We start from the raw sequence: 15,994 nt of genomic DNA, 5'->3' as shown, positions 1-15,994 counted from the left end.
GCCCGCGCCGCGAGTTCGGGTTTGTCAGCCCCTAAGAAATGGCTCTTGTGCCCGTCATCGCTTCCGTGAAACAACGCGTAATCGTCGTCGATGATCATCCGCTCTTCCGGGCGGGAGTCGTGACCGTCCTCAACCAGGACCCGGCGTGGGAGGTCTGCGCCGAGACCGACACCGCCGCCGGGGCCCGCGCCGCGGCGGCGCGGTGGCGCCCCGACGCCGCGGTGGTCGACCTGATGCTGCGCGACGACGACGGTCTGAAACTCGTGCGCGAGCTCCGGCAGGATCGGCCGGCGATGCGCATCCTCGTGCTCTCGATGCTCGATGCGGCCGTCTATCGCCCCAAGGCGCTACAGGTGGGCGCGAGCGCCTTCGTGTCCAAGCTCGCGGGGCCGGAGGCGATCCTCGCGGCCCTGCGCGAGGCGACGCCGCGGCCGGCACGCGTCAACGGCGCGGCGCACGAGCTCGCCGCGCTCTCCGAGCGCGAGCTCCATGTCTTCACCCAGCTGGGTCAGGGCCGTTCGACCCAGGAGATCGCGGGCGCTTTGGGCGTGAGCCACAAGACCATCGAAACGCACCGCGAGAACATCAAGGCCAAGCTCGGGCTGCCGCACGCGAGCGCGCTGGTCGCGCGCGCGGCGGTGTGGGCGCGCGAGCAGGGCCTCGTGCGCTGATCCCGCCCGCTGCGCCGCGCGCGGAAAATGAGGGAATCCCTTAGGGGCGGGCGCTTGTTCGCCGCCGCGCGCGACATTGTCTATGGCGGCACACACCACGCCTATGAAAATCCGTTACCTCCTCGGCGTCCTCGCGGGATGCTGCCTCTCCGCCCTCTCGTTGTCGGCCCAGACGTTCGTCGGCTCCGACAATTTCGACACCAACACGCTCACGCTCGATTCGCAGGCCGGCACCCAGGTGGGAGTCTGGAGCTACACCTCCGGTGCGGGCTCCTGGACCGCCACAAACCAGCGGGTCGAATACACGAATACCGCGACTACGGGCCTGTCGCGCGGCTTTCTCGGCTGGGTGGAATACAACGAAGGCAACACGCCGGCCGGTGGCGCGGGCCTGACTACCGGCGAGCCCTACAACTCCAGTTGGACCGCTCAGGTGAGCGTCAGCAATCTCACGGTTCCCGTTGCCGGCTTCACCATGGCCGGGCTCGAACTCTACTCGTCGAGTTCCGGCCCGACGCGCAACGCCTACTATGGCATCTATCTCGCGAACACGCCGACTAACAACTACGTCCAGTTCGAGTGGGGCAAATGGAACGCCGGCATCACCGACTACGACCGCACCACGACGAGGGCGCTCACGTTGGACGGCAGCGATGTGGTGCTTCGCATGGATTACGACGGCACGAGCAAGATCCTCGCGCTCTCCTACAGCTACGATGCCGGAGCGTCGTTCACGGCGGGAGCGTCCTTCGACATCGCGGGCGCCCAAGCCGGCAACACGACGCCGTTAGACAACGGATTCGGCATCGACCTGCTCGGCCTGACCAACAATGCAGGCGCGATTGCTGCGGGCCAGATGAGCTACGACAACTTCGCCGTCTCCGCCGTGCCGGAGCCCTCGACCTACGCCGCATTCGCCGGCCTCGGGGCGCTCGGGCTCGCTTGGTGGCGTCGTCGCCAGCGCACCATGGCCACCCACGCTTGACCCCGCCCGCCGCCATGAAATCCCGCCGTTTTCTGCGCGCAATCACCGCGCTACTTGCCGGGGCTCTCGCCACAGTGCTGCTCCGTGCCCAAGCCTCGCTCTACGGCTCGGACGACTTCAACGACAACACCTTTGCCTCTGGCCGCTGGTCGTCGTTCGGGACCGCCAACGGCGGCCTCTGGACCGAAACGAACGGACGCTTCGAGTTCACTGCCGATTCCACTTCCACCGCGATCACGACCGCGAACCGCGCGCAGCAATTCCGCGTCTGGTCGAGCACGACGTCAGGCAACTCCAGCTACACCGACAGCTGGGCGGCCACGATGACATTCACTCTCGACAAAACGGCCGTCGCTTCCAACGGCGCGTCGCTGATCGGTTTCGAGACCTTCATGGCTGGCACCGCGAGCGGCTACTACGGCCTCTATCTGCAATACGCGACGAGCGGCGGCCGCATCTTCGCGGAACAGGGCGTCTATAACGGCAGCGGCTACACCCGCACCACGCTCGGCTCGACCGGCAATCTCGACAACACCTTCGACGCCACCGAGGTCCTTCTGAAGATCGCCTACAACGGTTCGACAAGCACTTTCACCTCAGGCTTCAGCTTCGATGCCGGCTCCACATTCTACACCTTCGGGACGTGGACCGGCACGGGGCATTTCGGCGGGCTAGCCAGCGGAGCGACGGCGAATTGGGCGGTGACCCCGACCACCGGCTTCGGCCTCGAGTTGTATGGTGCGCTCTACGGCGACGGCTCCTCGGCCGGCCCCACGCTGGTCAGCGGACAGGCCCACGCCGACAATCTCGCCGTTTCTGCCGTTCCGGAGCCCGCGACCTACGCGGCGTTCGCCGGCCTCGGCGCACTCGGCCTTGTTTGGTGGCGCCGCCGCCAGCTCAACGCGGCGGCTTGAACCAAATTTGATGTCAACGCGCCGACCTTTCCGTATTTTGCGTGTGTCATCCGGTTAGCCGAAGAGATGACCCTCGCCCAACCTCAGGGCAGCGCCGGATAGAAAAGCTCTGGTGTGCAACCGTGAGGTTAGTCTGAAAGCGACGGTGGCATTAGCCAACTCGACGAGTGCCTCGCAAATACACGCCTCCATTGGTGTGTCCGGTTACTCCAGACAAGCCAGTGTCTGCACGCGGTTGGGTGGGCCGCGCTCGCCGCTGTTGGCGAAGCTCGTCCTCAATGAGCTCGATTAGGAATTCGCGCGGCGCTTCGGGGCACCATGCCGACGACGGCAATGTCCACTTGGAGCAAGGAACGGGCGACCCAGCGAGCGTTCTAGAACCTGATGACGTTCATCAAGGGCGGGCCGGGGGACTCCCGCGTGAAGCAGGATCTGGGAAACTGGACGCGTCCATCGGCTGCGGTGGGTGATTTGGCGGCACCGGAAATGATAAGGTGCGATGGCGCGAACCCATCCGCCTTGCCGCCTCGGCCTTCCAGAGCGTTGGTGCAGGCGCGGAGTCCGCCGCCGGCGTGGTCATTCCGCGAGCTGGCCGAGCGCGCGGCGAAAACGCCAGAGCGACAGGCTGAAAAACGCCCCGCCAATCAGGGCAAGCGCAAGGAACTGCGGCCAGACCACCCCGAGCCCGGCGCCGCGGAAAAGGATGCCGTGCCCGGCCATGATGAAATGCGTCGTGGGTGCCAGCTGCATGATGCCGCGCACGATTTCCGGCATGTTCTCGCGGGGTGTGAAGCCGCCGGACAGCAGTTGCAGCGGGATCAGCGTGAGCATCAGCAACAGGCCGAACTGCGGCATCGAACGCGCGAGCGTCGCCATGAAGATGCCCATCGAGGTCGTGGCAAACAGGTGCAGGACGGTCCCGGCGAGGAACAGCGCCACCGAGCCCTCGATGGGCACCCGCAGGACTCCCTGCACGACCACGGTGAGGGAAAAGGCCGAGGCCCCTAGAACCACGAGCCCCATCGACCACGTCTTCGACACCATGATCTCGCCCGGCGTCACCGGCATGACGAGCAGGTGCTCGACCGTGCCGTGCTCGCGCTCCCGCAACAGCGCGGCACCCGCCAGCACGATGGAGAGCATGGTGATGTTGTTGATCACTTCCATCAGCGCGCCGAGCCAAGCGGGCTCCAGGTTGGGGTTGAAGCGCACGCGCAGCGCCAGATCGACCGCCGGGACGGGCGTGGCGCGGTGGCGCTGCACGAACTCGTTCACTTCGCCCTGCACGATTTGCTGGATGGCGGCGTCGCCGGCGAAGGACTGGAGCATCCGGGTGGCGTCCACGCTCAGTTGCAACGCCGGCGCGCGGCCGGCCAGCACGTCGCGCTGGAAGTCGGACGGGATGTCGAGGGCGAAGGTGAACCGCCCGGCGTCGAGCCCCGCATCCACCTCTTCCCGGCCGACGAGCGCGGGCACCGAAAAGTGCGGCGGATAGAACGCCGCCGCGAGCCGGGCCGAGAGCGGCGAGACGTCCTCGTCCACGATGGCGAGCTGGGCGCGGTTGAGCGTCCCGGGCATGGCGGTGGCGGCGATGTAGATCCCGAAGGTGAACACCGAGGCGATCAGCAGGAGCATCATGGGGTCGCGCCCCAAGCTCCAGAATTCCTTCACGCCGAGCCGGTAGATGTTGCGCAGACGGCGCATGGTTCAGGCCTCCTGTTTGGGCAGCAGCGCGAGCGTCAGACCGAAGATCGCCGGCAGTGCCAGCAGCAACGGCCAGAATGAGCCGCCCAACTCGGCGAAACCGAGTCCCTTGGCGAAAACCCCGCGGCTGATCGTGAGCAGGTGCGTGGCGGGGAACAGCTCCCCGATGATGCGCCCCGCCCCCTCCAGCGAAGAGACAGGGTCGAGCAGCCCCGCATACGAGATCGCGGGCAGCAACGTGCCCGCGAGCGTGAAGAACATCGCGCCGATCTGGCTGCGCGTGAAGACCGAGGCGAACAGCCCGAGCCCCGTCGAGATGCCGACGAAGACCAGCGCGGCCAGCGTCAGCGCGGCGAAACTGCCCTTCAGGGGCACGCCGAACAGCGTGATGGCGAGCAGCACCATCAGCAGGTAATTGAGCATCCCCAGCGCCACGTAGGGCAATTGCTTGCCGAAGAGGAACTCTACGCGCGTGACGGGTGTGACGTAGAAATTCACGATCGAGCCCAGCTCCTTCTCGCGCACGACGGCGAGCGCCGTGAGCATGGCCGGCAGCATCAGCAGCAGGAGCGGGATGACGGCGGGCACCATCGCCGGGAGGCTGGTGACCTCGGGGTTGTAGCGGAAGCGCGTCTCGACTGTGGAGTAGCCGGCCCCGACATCGATGCCGGCACTCTTCAGCTGCTCGGCGAGCCACTGCTGATGCAGGCTGGCGACGTAGCCGCGCACGGTGTCCGCCCGCGCGGGCATCGCGCCATCGATCCACGCCCCCACCTGCACCGGCGCGCCGCGCTTGATCTGGCGGGCGAATCCCGGCGGAATTTCCACGGCCAAGGACAACTCCCCTGTGCGCATCCGGCGGTCGAGATCGGCCTCGTCCGCCAGCGGCCGCTGCTCGGCGAAGTAGCGCGAACCGGCGAGGTTGAGCGTGTAGTCCCGACTCAGGCTCGTGTCGTCGCGGTCGAGCACGGCGAACCTGAGATTCTCGACATCCAAGCTCAGGCCGTAGGCGATGATGAGCATCAATAGGATGCTGCCCACCATCGCGAGGGTGGCGCGCACGGGATCGCGCCGGAGTTCGAGCGTCTCGCGGATCACGTAGCCGAGCATGCGGCGCGGGCTGAAATGCGTCCGCGGCGCGTGTGCCCGGCCCGGTGCCGGCGCCGCCGGGGCGGCCGTTTCGCCGGGCGGCGCGGCCTCGCGCAGGTAGGCGATGAACGCCTCCTCCAGCGTGCGCACGCCTCGCCGGCGCACGATCTCCGCCGGCGCGTCACTCACCAGCACGCGGCCCGCGTGCATGAACGACACACGGTCGCAACGCTCCGCCTCGCTCATGTAGTGCGTGGAGATGAAAACCGTGACGCCGCTCCCGCGCGCGAGGTCGATCAGCATTTGCCAGAACACGTCGCGCGCCACCGGATCGACGCCGGAAGTGGGCTCGTCGAGAATGAGCAGCTCGGGCTCGTGGACCATCGCCACCGCCAGCGACAGGCGCTGCCGCAGGCCGAGCGGCAGGCTCTCCGGCAGTTCCCCGCGCCGCTCCGTCAGCCCGAAGCGTCCGAGCGTCGCCTCGACCCGCGCGGGAATCTGCGCGGCGGGCACCTGGAACAGTTGGGCGTGCAGCACGAGATTCTGCTCGAGGGTGAGCTCCGAATAGAGCGAGAACGACTGCGACATGTAGCCGACGCGGCGGCGCGTCGCCAAATCGTGCGGATTCACCTCGGCGCCGAACAGCCAGGCGCGACCGTCGCTCGCCGGGAGCAGGCCGGTGAGCATCTTCATGGTCGTGGTCTTGCCGCAGCCGTTCGAGCCCAGGAAGCCGAAAATCTCGCCGCGACGGATGCGGAAACTCACGTGTTCGACGGCGGTGAACTGGCCGAAGCGCTTCGTCAATCCACTCGCCTCGATGGCGGTCTCCTCGTGGCCCAGGTCGGAGAGCGGCGGTTTCGCGACGACGCGGTGGTCGCGACGGATTTCCTCGGGCAACAGCCGGATGAACGCCGTCTCCAGCGAGTCGCTGCCGGTGCGGCGGCGGATCTCCGCCGGCGTGCCCGTCGCGAGCACGCGGCCGGCGTTCATCGCCACGATCCAGTCGAATCCGTCGGCCTCCTCCATGTAGGCGGTCGCCACGACGACGCTCATGCCGGGCCGGCCGGCCCGGATGCGGGCGAGCAATTGCCAGAACTGGCTGCGGGCCAGCGGATCGACGCCGGTCGTCGGTTCGTCGAGCACCAGCAAGTCGGGATCGTGGATGAGCGCGCAGCACAGCCCCAGCTTCTGCTTCATGCCGCCGGAAAGGTTGCCCGCCGGCCGCTCGAGAAACGGGTGCAAGCCGGTCGCCTGTGTCAGCGCGTCGATCCGCTGCCGCCGCGTGTCGGAGTCCTGGTCGAAGAGCCGGCCGAAAAACTGGAGATTCTCCTCGACGGACAGCGTCGGATAAAGATTCCGGCCGAGCCCCTGCGGCATGTAGGCGATGCGCGGCCCGACGGCATCGCGATGGCGCGCGCGGCGCATGTCGCCGCCGAAGACGTTGACCTCCCCTTCCCGGATGCGCCGCGCCCCGGCGAGAGCGGCAAGCAGGCTCGACTTGCCCACGCCGTCCGGACCGATCAGGCCCACGACCGCATCCGCTGGCAGATCGAGGTCGACCGCGTCGAGCGCGATGGTGCGGCCATAGCGCAGGCTGACGCCGGACAGCCGCGCCACCGGAGCGGCGGGAGTGGCGCCGCGGGCATTCATCGCGGAAGGCGGACGGCGAGGTGCGCCGGCCAGGCGGCGGCCGGATCGAGCCGCACCCACGCGACGCCCGGCAGCCCGGTTTTCACCTGCGCGACATGCCGCTGGAGGAGGTCGCGGTCGATCTGCGCCTTGACGCGGAACATCAGCTTCTGCCGCTCGCTCGCGGTCTCGACGGTTTTCGGGGTGAATTGCGCCGTGCTCGCGACGAAGGAAATGCGCGCGGGGATGACGTATTCGGGCGCGGCGTCGAGCACGAGGCGCGCCTCCGCACCGATGGCGATGCGTCCGGCGACCGTCTCGGGCAGGAAGAAAGTCATGTAAACGTCGCCGAGGTCGACGAGGTTGAGCACCTTGCCGCCGGCGCCCAGGACTTCGCCGGGTTGGGCGATGCGGAACTGCACGCGCCCGTCGCGCGGCGAGGTGAGCTGGCTGTCGCGGATGTCGGCCTCGATGCGGGCGATCGTGGCCTCGGCGGCGGCGGCGGCCGATCGCGCGCCCACGACCTGCGCCTTGGCGGCGTCGATCGCCGCCTCGGCAGCGGCGGCGGCCGCGACGCCCGCGACCCGGGCGGCCTCGGTCACGAGCACCGCGGCGCGAGCATCGTCGAGCGCCTGCTCCGGCTCGGCGCCGGAAGTTTGCAGGCTCTCGGTGCGGCGGAGGCGGCGTTGCGCCGAGGCAAGTTCGGTCTCGCGTTGGACGATTGCGGCGCGTGCCGCTGCGAGATTGCTCTCGCACACCGCCACCTGCGCCTGCGCGGTCGCGACGGCGTTGTGCGCCTGCTGCGCGTGCGCCTCGGCTTCGGTGCGCTGCGCGAGCAGTGTCTCGACGACCATCTCGGCGAGCGGCTGTCCGGCGGAGACGAAGTCGCCCTCCTGCACAAAAATCTCCTTCACGCGCGCGGGCAGCTTGGTGGCCACGTCGATCTCCGTGGCCTCGATCCGGCCATTGCCGTTCACCAAGCCGGCGGTCGCAGCGGACCGCGCACGCTCCTGCCAGAAGTAGTAGCCGGCCGCAGCCAGCCCACCCGTGAGAATGATCGCAATGCCCCAGCGTTTTACCCGCGTCGTCATATCGGAAATTTCCCCGGGAGTGGACGGCTCGTCAACGCCGCGCCTCGACGGAAACGGCCTGGCGCGGCCCGCAGGCGTCGGTCGGACCGGACGCAGCGCGACGCTTGCGAACGGTTCGCTTCTGCTTTCCCGTTGCGCACCCGCCCATGAAATCTTTCCGCCACGCTCCGATACGCTTCGCCGCGCTCCTGCGCTCCGCCGCCCTGGCGACGCTCGCCCTGCTGCTCGCGCCGCCGCTGCTGCGGGCAGAAGAGAAGCCTGCCGACGGCATCTCGCTCACTCTGCGCGCACCGGCCGGCGAATCCGTGGCGGGGACGACGGTGGCGGTCGAACTGCTGGCGCTGAATTCCGGCGACACGCCCGCGCAGTTCGCTCCGCCCGCCGAGGTCGAGGCCCGCTTGGCGGGCGGCGAGCGGTCGTGGCTAGTGACGTTGCGCGGAGTCGAGACGGGCGCGACGGAGATCGCGCCCGGCGGCTTCCGGCGCTTCCGTTACGAGCTGCTCGTGCCGAAGGATTGCCGCGGCCTGATCGTGCTCGAGACGCTGGCGGCCGGGCAGCCCGTCTCGCGCGCGGCCTGGCCGGTGACGCCGGGTGCAACCACGCCGGAGCCGGAGCGGAAGCGGGAGCCGTTCCGCCGCATCGCGGGTTTGAAGGCGGCGGCAGACGAGATCGAGCGCACCTTCCAGGGCCGCCTCTCGGCGCACGAGCCGATCTACTTCGTCTACGGACCGGATGCGCCCGCGGCGAAGTTCCAGTTCAGTTTCAAATACCGCCTGCTGAACGTGACGGAGGGCACCGACACGCGCCTGCCGATGACCCTGCAGGCGGGTTATACGCAGCGGTCGCTGTGGGACATCGACGCCGAATCGAGCCCCTTCTACGACACCAGCTACATGCCGGAGCTTTTCGTCGAGTCGCTCGCGCCGCTGCATGAGGAGCAGCCCGTGCGGTGGCTCGGTTACCGGGTGGCGTTCAAGCACGAGTCGAACGGGCGCGCGGGCGACGTCTCCCGCAGTCTGAACACCGTCTATCTGCGTTCGGGCTTCGTCCTCGGCCGGATGGAGAATTGGCACCTGATCGTCGCGCCGGAGATTTTCCTCTACGTGGGCTCGCGCGAAAACAACCCCGACATCGCCGATTACCGCGGCTATGGGCAATTGCGCGTGGCGATCGGGCGCTACCAGAACGGGCCCGCCCTGACCTACACGGGCCACGTCGGGCGCGGTTGGGAGCGTTTCACGCATCAGGTCGATCTCACCGTGCCGTTCAAGACTTCGCTGCTGGATCTGGAGACCTACCTGCTGGTGCAGTATTTCAACGGCTACGGCGAAAGCCTGCTCTCGTATCGCGACAAGTTCGAGACCGTGCGCGCGGGCATTTCCTTCGTGCGCTGAAGAACGCGGCGGGGCCGCGCGGGCCACCGCCGCAGATTCGTCGGCGCGCGTCGGCGCGCGCGGTGCGGCGAAGAAAATCACGGTGCCGCTTTCGTCGCCGCCGCGGGATCGAGGCCGAGAGCGCGGAGATAGCCAGGGTTGAGCGTGTTCTTCTCGAAGCGGATGTTCTCCAGCAGGCCGCGCAGCGAGGCGGCGGCTTCGTCGAGCGGCGGGCGGTGCTGGCGAATCTCCTCGGGGTTGAGGCGCGGTCCCATCGCGTAGGCGACGATCTTGTCCCAGCCGGCGGGATCGGGGATCGACAGGATGCTGGAGTGCGGGTGCTTCGTGCCCGCCATGCGCTTGTAGGTCCAGAAGCACCAGCCGATGCCGTTTTCCTCGAGCGTGCGACGGAAGCCGGCAACCCATTCGTCCGTGTTCTCGCCGGACTCGCCGAGGTGGAGGGGGACCTTGTGTTCCCAGGCGATGCGGAGATAGCGCTCGATCACGCTCACGTCGGTCTGGGGCGTCCAATACGTGTGGAAGGTGTAGGCGATGTTGGGGTCGGTCGGGGGCGGCAGGATCTCGAAGTTGGTGTTCCATTGGGCGCCGCCCAAGAAAATGATGTGGTGCGGGTCCACTTCGCGGATCGCCGCGATGATGCGCTGGTAGAGCGGGGCGAGCCGCGGGTTCAGCCGCTCCGTGTCGAACATGTGGCCGATGGGCTCGTTGAGCGGTTCGTAGCCGAGCACGATGGTCTCGTCGCGATAGCGGCGCGCGATCTCGCGCCACAGGTCCACGGTGAGCTGCTGGCTTTCCTCGTCGATGAACAGGAAGGGATAGCCGCGGCCGTCGTCGATTTGGGTGCCGGTCTGGCCGCCGGGCGCGCCGTGCATGTCCAGGAGCACATAGAGCCCGGCCTCGCGGCACCAGTTGACCGCGCGGTCGAGCAGTTCCCAGCCCGGGCCCTCCATGCGGTAGGGCGGGCGCGCGGTGACGAACAGTCGCCAGTTGAAGGGCACGCGCACATGGTTGAACCCGGCGCGCTTGAGAAACTGGATGTCTTCGCGCGTGATGAAATTGTCCCACCAGGCGCGCCAGAAATGGGCGGCGGCCTGGTCGCCGATCAGCTCGGCGACCATCGCCTCGATCTGCCAGGGGCCGGAGGTTTTCTTGTCGCGGAACTTGAGCATGTAGCCCTCGGGCAGCAGCCAGGTGCCGAGACTGGTGCCGCGCAACTTCAGCACTTCGCCGCCGGGGGCGACGAACTGGCGGTTACGGACCTGGACGAAGGTGGAAGCCGCGCCGGTATCGGCGCAAGCAGTGGAGACGACAACGGCGAACAGGAAGCCAAGAACGAAGGCGCGCATGGGGTGAGGGCAAAAACGGTTGAGATTCGGGCGGGTCGCTGAGCTGGGCGAGCGCCAACAGCAGACGGCTACCGTTATGCGCATCGGGCGCAACCCGGCGCCCCTCGAACGCGTTCGAGGGCGCGCGTCTTGGCAAGCCGGCCGCCTCCCGCTGCCAATATCCGCCGATATCCTCCCCATGAAAATCCTCGCCCGCTCCACCCCTCCTCGCGCACTTATCCGTCGCGCTTCTCTCCTCGCTCTCCTGCTGGCGCTGCCGGTATCCGGCGTTTGCGGCGACCCCGCCGCCCCGGCGCCTCTCTCGCCCGAGACGACGGAGGTGCTGACCCAGTTCTACGCCTACGACAAGGCGCTGCCCCTCAACGTGCGCATTGCCGAGAAATCCGCCGTCGCAGGCAACCCGCGCGACAAGTTCGTCTTCACCTCGCAGTCCGGCGACCGCGTGCCGGGCCTGCTCGTGTTTCCGAAGCAGGCCGCCGGCCCGGTGCCCTGCGTGGTGCTCCTGCACGGCATGGGCGGCTCGAAGGACGCATGGTGGCGCACGGACAACTTCTCGCGCAACCTCGCGCCGCGGCTCGTCGAGGCCGGCTTCGCGGTCATGATGCTCGACGCTCCGTTTTCCGGCGAGCGCACGCAGATGAGCGACTTCGACAACCCGAACACCTTCATGGCGCCGCCTCGCATGCTGCCCGTCCGCCTGCGCGACATGATCCTGCGCGCCGCCGTGGACTACCGCCGCGCCCTCGACTATCTGGAGACGCGCCCCGAGATCGACGCGAAGCGCATCGGCGCCGTCGGCTACAGCATGGGCGGCGTGACGCTCAACAACCTCATGGCCGTCGAGCCGCGCCTCAAGGCCGCCGTCGCGTGCGTGGCGCCGCCGTTTTCGCGGAAGGCCCGCCTCGCGGCCGGCCCGGCGCTGGCGGGGATGGATGCCGTCGCCCCGGGCAATTTCGCCCCGCTGCTCGGCGACCGGCCGATCCTTTACCTGATGGGGACGACCGACATCTATTACACCAAGGCGGAAGCCGAGGAGATGGTCGCCACGATCCCCGGCACGGCCAAGCAGCTCAAGTTCTTTGAGAGCGGGCATCAACTGCCTCCGGAATACATCGACGACGCCATCGCTTGGATGCGCACGCACCTGCAGTGATGTCTGCTTCCTTGTGGAGCAACCGCCGGGCGGCGCCCCGCCCGGCACTACTACGGTAAAAGTGCGGCGGCGGTTGTCTTGCGCTCCGGATCCGATTGAGCTGGGGAGCATCTGTCCTTGGGTTGCCCGCAAGGTGAATTTCCGCCGCGCGCCAACCCTGACTTCGTCCCCCGTGTTATGACTCCTCTCCTTCGCCGCTTCCGTCTTCCGTTCGTTGCCAGTTCCACCCGCGCCTCCCTCGCCCTGCTCGTCATCATGTTCGTCTTGGTGACCGCCATCGTCTCCGCGCAGGAGAAAGCGCCGCGACCCAACATTCTCTGGCTGCTGATCGAGGACAGTTCGCCCAACTTCGTCGGGCCCTACGGCGATCCGCTCGCGCGCACGCCGACGGCCGACCGATTGGCGAAGGACGGTATCGTGTTCGACCGCTGCTACACGGCGCCGGTGTGCGCGCCCTCGCGCAACTCCCTCGCGACCGGTCGCTACGCCTCGAGCATGGGCACGCAGCACATGCGCAGCACGCGCCCGCTGCCGGACGGCGTGAAGATGTTCACGCAGTATCTCCGCGAGGCGGGCTACTACTGCACCAACAACGTCAAGACCGACTACAACACCTCGAGCGACTGGTCGGCCGCCCTCGACGAAGTGAGCGCCAAGGCCGATTGGCGCGGCCGCCAGCCGGGGCAGCCGTTCTTCGCCATCTTCACTTTCATGCAGAGCCACGAGGAGTATCTGCAGACCCGCCGGCCGCTCAAAACCGACCCGGCCAAGGTGCCTGTGCCGGGCTATCTGCCCGACACCGCCGTGGTGCGGGCGGACGTGGCCCAGTATTACGATCTGGTCGAAGAGGCCGATGCCGCCGCCGGCGCCGTGCTCGCTCGGCTCGAGGCGGACGGCCTGCTGGAGGACACGATCATCTTCTACGCGGCGGACAACGGCGGTGTCGTCGCCGGCAGCAAACGCTTCCTCAATGAGAACGGCACTCGCGTGCCCTTCATCGTGCGCCTCCCGAGGAAATACGCCCACCTCGCGCCAGCCGCCACGAGCGGGCGGAATGGGGAGCTGGTCAACTTTGTCGATTTCGGCCCGACGGTCTTCAGCCTGCTCGGCGTCGAGCCCCCCGCGCAATTCCAAGGCCGCGCCTTCGCCGGGCCCGCGCGCGCGCCCGCCCCTGAGTTCGCCTTCATGTTCCGAGACCGCATGGACGAGCGCTACGACATGATTCGCGCCGTTTCCGACGGCCGCTATCGTTACATCCGCAACTACTATCCCGACCGCCCGCTGGGTCAGCGCATCGATTATCTTTGGAAGCAGGCGTCGATGCAGGAATGGGAAACCCACTACCGCTCGGGAAATCTGGACGCCGCGAAGCGCCGCTTCTTCGAGCCGAGGGCCGCGGAGGAACTCTACGACCTGGAGCGCGATCCGGATAACATCCACAACCTCGCCTCCGATCCCGCGCAGGCGGAACGTCTGGCGCGCTTCCGCGCCGCGCTCCGCGCGCATCAGCTCGCCATCCGCGACACCGGGTTCATGCTCGAGCCGATGATGGTCGCGCTGGCCGGAACCGGGTCCCCGGCCGTGGTGGCCGCCGACGATTCGCGCTACCCGCTCGCGCGCTTGATCTCCCTGGTCGACGCCCTGCAACTCGACACCGGCGCCGAGGCGCTCGCGCGCCGCGCCGAAGCCGCCAAGGATCCGCTGCCGATCGTCCGCTACTGGGCCGCCACCGCCGCGCTGGATCGTCTCGACACTCCCGCTCCCGACATCGCACCGCTGCTGCACGACGCCGATGCCACCGTGCGCGTCGCCGCCGCCGAGGCGATCCTGCGGCGCGGCAGCGATCCGACCGCCTTGCAGGTGATTGAGGAGGCCATCGTCCAGACCGAGCAACGCGAGCTGCGTTTGTTCGCGTTGAACGCGCTGGACCGCTCCGGTTTGCCAACCCCGAAAATCCTCCGTCCGCAGCTGGGCCAGCTAGCCGCGTCGGACGACTTCACTGGCTTCGACTACTATCTCGCCCGAGCCGCCCGCCCGTTGCTCGCCCGTTGAACGGATGAATTCCCCCGGAGTCAGAAAAATCCTCCTGACGCGCGAGGAGCTGTATGCGCGAGTCTGGTCGGTGCCCTTGCTCCAGCTTGCCCGCGAATTCGGCATTTCCGATGTGGCGCTCGGCCGCATGTGCCGCCGGCGCAACATTCCCTGTCCTCCTCCCGGCTACTGGGCCAAGCGCCGGGCGGGCCGGCCGCCGCCGCGGCCGCTGCTGCCACCGCCGGAGGGCAAGATCGGGCGGCCGGCGTTGTTCACCGTCTCTTCGGCTCGAGATAACTCTCCGGCCCCGCTTGCCTGCACGAAGCCCGAGGCAAGAGGGTTTTCCATGGATCAGTTGCTCGCTTCGGCTGCTGAATGGGAACGGCGGGACCGGGTGCAACGCTACCTCGAAGCCTGCGAGCAACAATGGCAGCGCGACGGCGCGCTGACCCCGCCCCGCCGCGCATGGTTGGCTCGGGCTCGCCACGAACTTGCCCGGATGCCGCGCGGCTTGGGCACGGAAACGCCGCCGTTCGACAGTGAGTCCACGCCCAACCAACGGCAAAACTGGGCCGTGGCGAGCGCCTGAACTTCCGCCGAAAAATTTCACGCCCCCAAAAAAAACTGCCCCCGCTACCCTCATGGCCACCGTCCCCGCCCCCGCGCCGTCCTCCGGGACTGCCCTCCGTGCGCCGATTCCCCACCAGACGTTCGCCCTCTCCGTGCTTACGTTGCTGTTCTTCATGTGGGGATTCATCACCTGCCTGAACGACATTCTCATCCCGCACCTCAAGTCGGTCTTCACGCTCACCTACACGCGCGTGATGCTGATCCAATTCAGCTTCTTCACCGCCTACGCAGTCGCCTCGCTGCCGTCGGGCTGGCTGGTGGAACGGGTCGGCTACCAGCGCGGCATGGTCACGGGCCTGCTCACAGCCGGGCTCGGCTGCCTGCTCTTCTACCCGGCGGCGGGCTACCAATCCTACCCGATGTTCCTGGGCGCGCTGTTCATCCTCGCGTGCGGCATCACGCTGCTGCAGGTCGCCGCCAATCCCTACGTGGCAATTCTCGGCGCCCCGGAGACCGCCTCGAGCCGCCTGATTCTCACGCAGGCCTTCAACTCCCTCGGCACGACGGTCGCGCCCGTGGTCGGCTCGATGCTGATCCTCGGCGCCGCGGTGAAGAGCCCGGCGGAGCTGGCCGCCCTGTCGTCGGCGGAACTCGCCGCCTACCGCTCGGCCGAGGCGAGCGCGGTGCAGGTTCCCTACGTCGGCCTGGCGGTGGTGCTCATGCTGATCGCCGCGGTTTTCGCGATCATCAGGCTGCCGCGTATCGAGGGTGCCGAGGCCGCGGCCGGCCGCGGCTCGGCGGCCGATGTGACGCCGAGCGCCTGGTCGCACCGTCATCTGGTGCTTGGGGCGGTCGCGATTTTCCTCTACGTGGGCGGCGAAGTCTCCATCGGCTCATTCTTGGTCAATTTCCTCGGCCAGCCGGAGATCGCTGGTCTGAGCGAAGCCAGTGCCGGAAAGATGGTCGCCCTTTATTGGGGCGGTGCGATGGTCGGCCGCTTCGCAGGATCCTACCTGACGCGTGTCTTCCCTCCGGGCCGTTGCCTAGCGTTCAATGCCGTCGCGGCGGTCGTCTTGGTGGTCTTCACCATGCTGTCCAGCGGCGCGGCGGCGATGTGGGCTATCCTCGCGGTGGGGCTCTTCAACTCGATCATGTTCCCGACGATATTCACCTTGGCGATCGACGGACTCGGCCGGCACACCGGCCAAGGCTCGGGCATCCTGTGCATGGCGATCGTCGGCGGCGCGCTCGTGCCGCTGTTGCAGGGCTACTTCGCCGACCGGATTGGCATCCAGCACGCCTTCTTCATCCCCGTGCTGTGCTACGTCTACATCGCATTTTATGGCCTGAAAGGCAGCCGGCATTCGCTCCGCGCCGCCTGAGCCTTTTCACTCCTACTCTGGCGCCGCTGCGCATG

12 protein-coding genes are annotated in these 15,994 nt (G+C 67.8%); 8 read left to right on the top strand and 4 right to left on the bottom strand.

Annotated features, from left to right (window positions below):
* The first annotated feature begins 38 nt into the window (after positions 1-38).
* The 3 genes from KF715_17765 (at position 39) to KF715_17755 (ending at position 2,570) form a co-directional block, all read left to right on the top strand.
* On the top strand, positions 39-671 hold the full coding sequence (locus tag KF715_17765) for a response regulator transcription factor (protein ID MBX3738547.1): 633 nt from the start codon (positions 39-41) through the stop codon (positions 669-671).
* A gap of 475 nt (positions 672-1,146) precedes the next feature.
* Entirely contained in the window at positions 1,147-1,656 is a 510-nt protein-coding gene (locus KF715_17760; GenBank protein ID MBX3738546.1) for a PEP-CTERM sorting domain-containing protein, read from the top strand.
* 14 nt (positions 1,657-1,670) lie between these two features.
* Positions 1,671-2,570, top strand: a complete 900-nt coding sequence (locus KF715_17755; GenBank protein MBX3738545.1) for a PEP-CTERM sorting domain-containing protein — start codon at positions 1,671-1,673, stop codon at positions 2,568-2,570.
* Between the two features lie 576 nt (positions 2,571-3,146).
* On the opposite strand, the gene KF715_17750 is transcribed toward KF715_17755, so the two are convergent.
* From KF715_17750 to KF715_17740, 3 genes are read right to left on the bottom strand one after another with little or no spacing between them, the layout of a single operon-like run.
* Complete coding sequence (locus tag KF715_17750; GenBank protein ID MBX3738544.1) at positions 3,147-4,274, bottom strand: ABC-2 transporter permease; 1,128 nt, start codon at positions 4,272-4,274, stop codon at positions 3,147-3,149.
* A gap of 3 nt (positions 4,275-4,277) precedes the next feature.
* Positions 4,278-7,013 (bottom strand): ribosome-associated ATPase/putative transporter RbbA, encoded by a 2,736-nt coding sequence (gene rbbA / locus KF715_17745; GenBank protein MBX3738543.1) that lies wholly within the window; start codon positions 7,011-7,013, stop codon positions 4,278-4,280.
* Complete coding sequence (locus KF715_17740; GenBank protein ID MBX3738542.1) at positions 7,010-8,083, bottom strand: HlyD family efflux transporter periplasmic adaptor subunit; 1,074 nt, start codon at positions 8,081-8,083, stop codon at positions 7,010-7,012. The genes rbbA and KF715_17740 overlap by 4 nt, the downstream gene beginning before the upstream one ends.
* Positions 8,084-8,229: 146 nt before the next feature.
* Here KF715_17740 and KF715_17735 point away from each other — a divergent pair, with 146 nt between their 5' ends.
* Positions 8,230-9,477 carry a phospholipase A gene (locus KF715_17735; GenBank protein ID MBX3738541.1) on the top strand — a complete coding sequence of 416 codons (1,248 nt, stop codon included), beginning with the start codon at positions 8,230-8,232 and terminating at the stop codon, positions 9,475-9,477.
* Positions 9,478-9,554: 77 nt separating this feature from the next.
* On the opposite strand, the gene KF715_17730 is transcribed toward KF715_17735, so the two are convergent.
* Positions 9,555-10,823, bottom strand: coding sequence for a glycoside hydrolase family 5 protein (locus KF715_17730; GenBank protein ID MBX3738540.1), 1,269 nt, complete (start codon positions 10,821-10,823; stop codon positions 9,555-9,557).
* Between the two features lie 178 nt (positions 10,824-11,001).
* Here KF715_17730 and KF715_17725 point away from each other — a divergent pair, with 178 nt between their 5' ends.
* The 4 genes from KF715_17725 to KF715_17710 all read left to right on the top strand — a co-directional run bounded on the left by KF715_17725 (position 11,002) and on the right by KF715_17710 (position 15,959).
* Positions 11,002-11,976, top strand: coding sequence for an alpha/beta fold hydrolase (locus KF715_17725; GenBank protein MBX3738539.1), 975 nt, complete (start codon positions 11,002-11,004; stop codon positions 11,974-11,976).
* Between the two features lie 177 nt (positions 11,977-12,153).
* Complete coding sequence (locus KF715_17720; GenBank protein MBX3738538.1) at positions 12,154-14,028, top strand: sulfatase-like hydrolase/transferase; 1,875 nt, start codon at positions 12,154-12,156, stop codon at positions 14,026-14,028.
* A 4-nt stretch (positions 14,029-14,032) separates the two neighbouring features.
* The gene (locus tag KF715_17715) at positions 14,033-14,596 is read left to right on the top strand and encodes a hypothetical protein (GenBank protein MBX3738537.1); all 564 of its coding nucleotides are present in this window, start codon (positions 14,033-14,035) and stop codon (positions 14,594-14,596) included.
* A 52-nt stretch (positions 14,597-14,648) separates the two neighbouring features.
* Positions 14,649-15,959 carry a sugar MFS transporter gene (locus tag KF715_17710; protein ID MBX3738536.1) on the top strand — a complete coding sequence of 437 codons (1,311 nt, stop codon included), beginning with the start codon at positions 14,649-14,651 and terminating at the stop codon, positions 15,957-15,959.
* The last annotated feature ends 35 nt before the right edge of the window (positions 15,960-15,994 follow it).

This window comes from Candidatus Didemnitutus sp., from assembly GCA_019634575.1.
Taxonomy (GTDB): Bacteria; Verrucomicrobiota; Verrucomicrobiia; order Opitutales; family Opitutaceae; genus Didemnitutus.
This window is presented reverse-complemented; position numbering and strand designations above follow the sequence as displayed.

Excerpts from the sequence above, each read along its gene's own strand:
- KF715_17765 (MBX3738547.1), top strand. The coding sequence starts at position 39 with ATGGCTCTTGTGCCCGTCATCGCTTCCGTGAAACAACGCGTAATCGTC.
- KF715_17760 (MBX3738546.1), top strand. The coding sequence starts at position 1,147 with ATGGCCGGGCTCGAACTCTACTCGTCGAGTTCCGGCCCGACGCGCAAC.
- KF715_17755 (MBX3738545.1), top strand. The coding sequence starts at position 1,671 with ATGAAATCCCGCCGTTTTCTGCGCGCAATCACCGCGCTACTTGCCGGG.
- KF715_17750 (MBX3738544.1), bottom strand. The coding sequence starts at position 4,274 with ATGCGCCGTCTGCGCAACATCTACCGGCTCGGCGTGAAGGAATTCTGG.
- rbbA (MBX3738543.1), bottom strand. The coding sequence starts at position 7,013 with ATGAATGCCCGCGGCGCCACTCCCGCCGCTCCGGTGGCGCGGCTGTCC.
- KF715_17740 (MBX3738542.1), bottom strand. The coding sequence starts at position 8,083 with ATGACGACGCGGGTAAAACGCTGGGGCATTGCGATCATTCTCACGGGT.
- KF715_17735 (MBX3738541.1), top strand. The coding sequence starts at position 8,230 with ATGAAATCTTTCCGCCACGCTCCGATACGCTTCGCCGCGCTCCTGCGC.
- KF715_17730 (MBX3738540.1), bottom strand. The coding sequence starts at position 10,823 with ATGCGCGCCTTCGTTCTTGGCTTCCTGTTCGCCGTTGTCGTCTCCACT.
- KF715_17725 (MBX3738539.1), top strand. The coding sequence starts at position 11,002 with ATGAAAATCCTCGCCCGCTCCACCCCTCCTCGCGCACTTATCCGTCGC.
- KF715_17720 (MBX3738538.1), top strand. The coding sequence starts at position 12,154 with ATGACTCCTCTCCTTCGCCGCTTCCGTCTTCCGTTCGTTGCCAGTTCC.
- KF715_17715 (MBX3738537.1), top strand. The coding sequence starts at position 14,033 with ATGAATTCCCCCGGAGTCAGAAAAATCCTCCTGACGCGCGAGGAGCTG.
- KF715_17710 (MBX3738536.1), top strand. The coding sequence starts at position 14,649 with ATGGCCACCGTCCCCGCCCCCGCGCCGTCCTCCGGGACTGCCCTCCGT.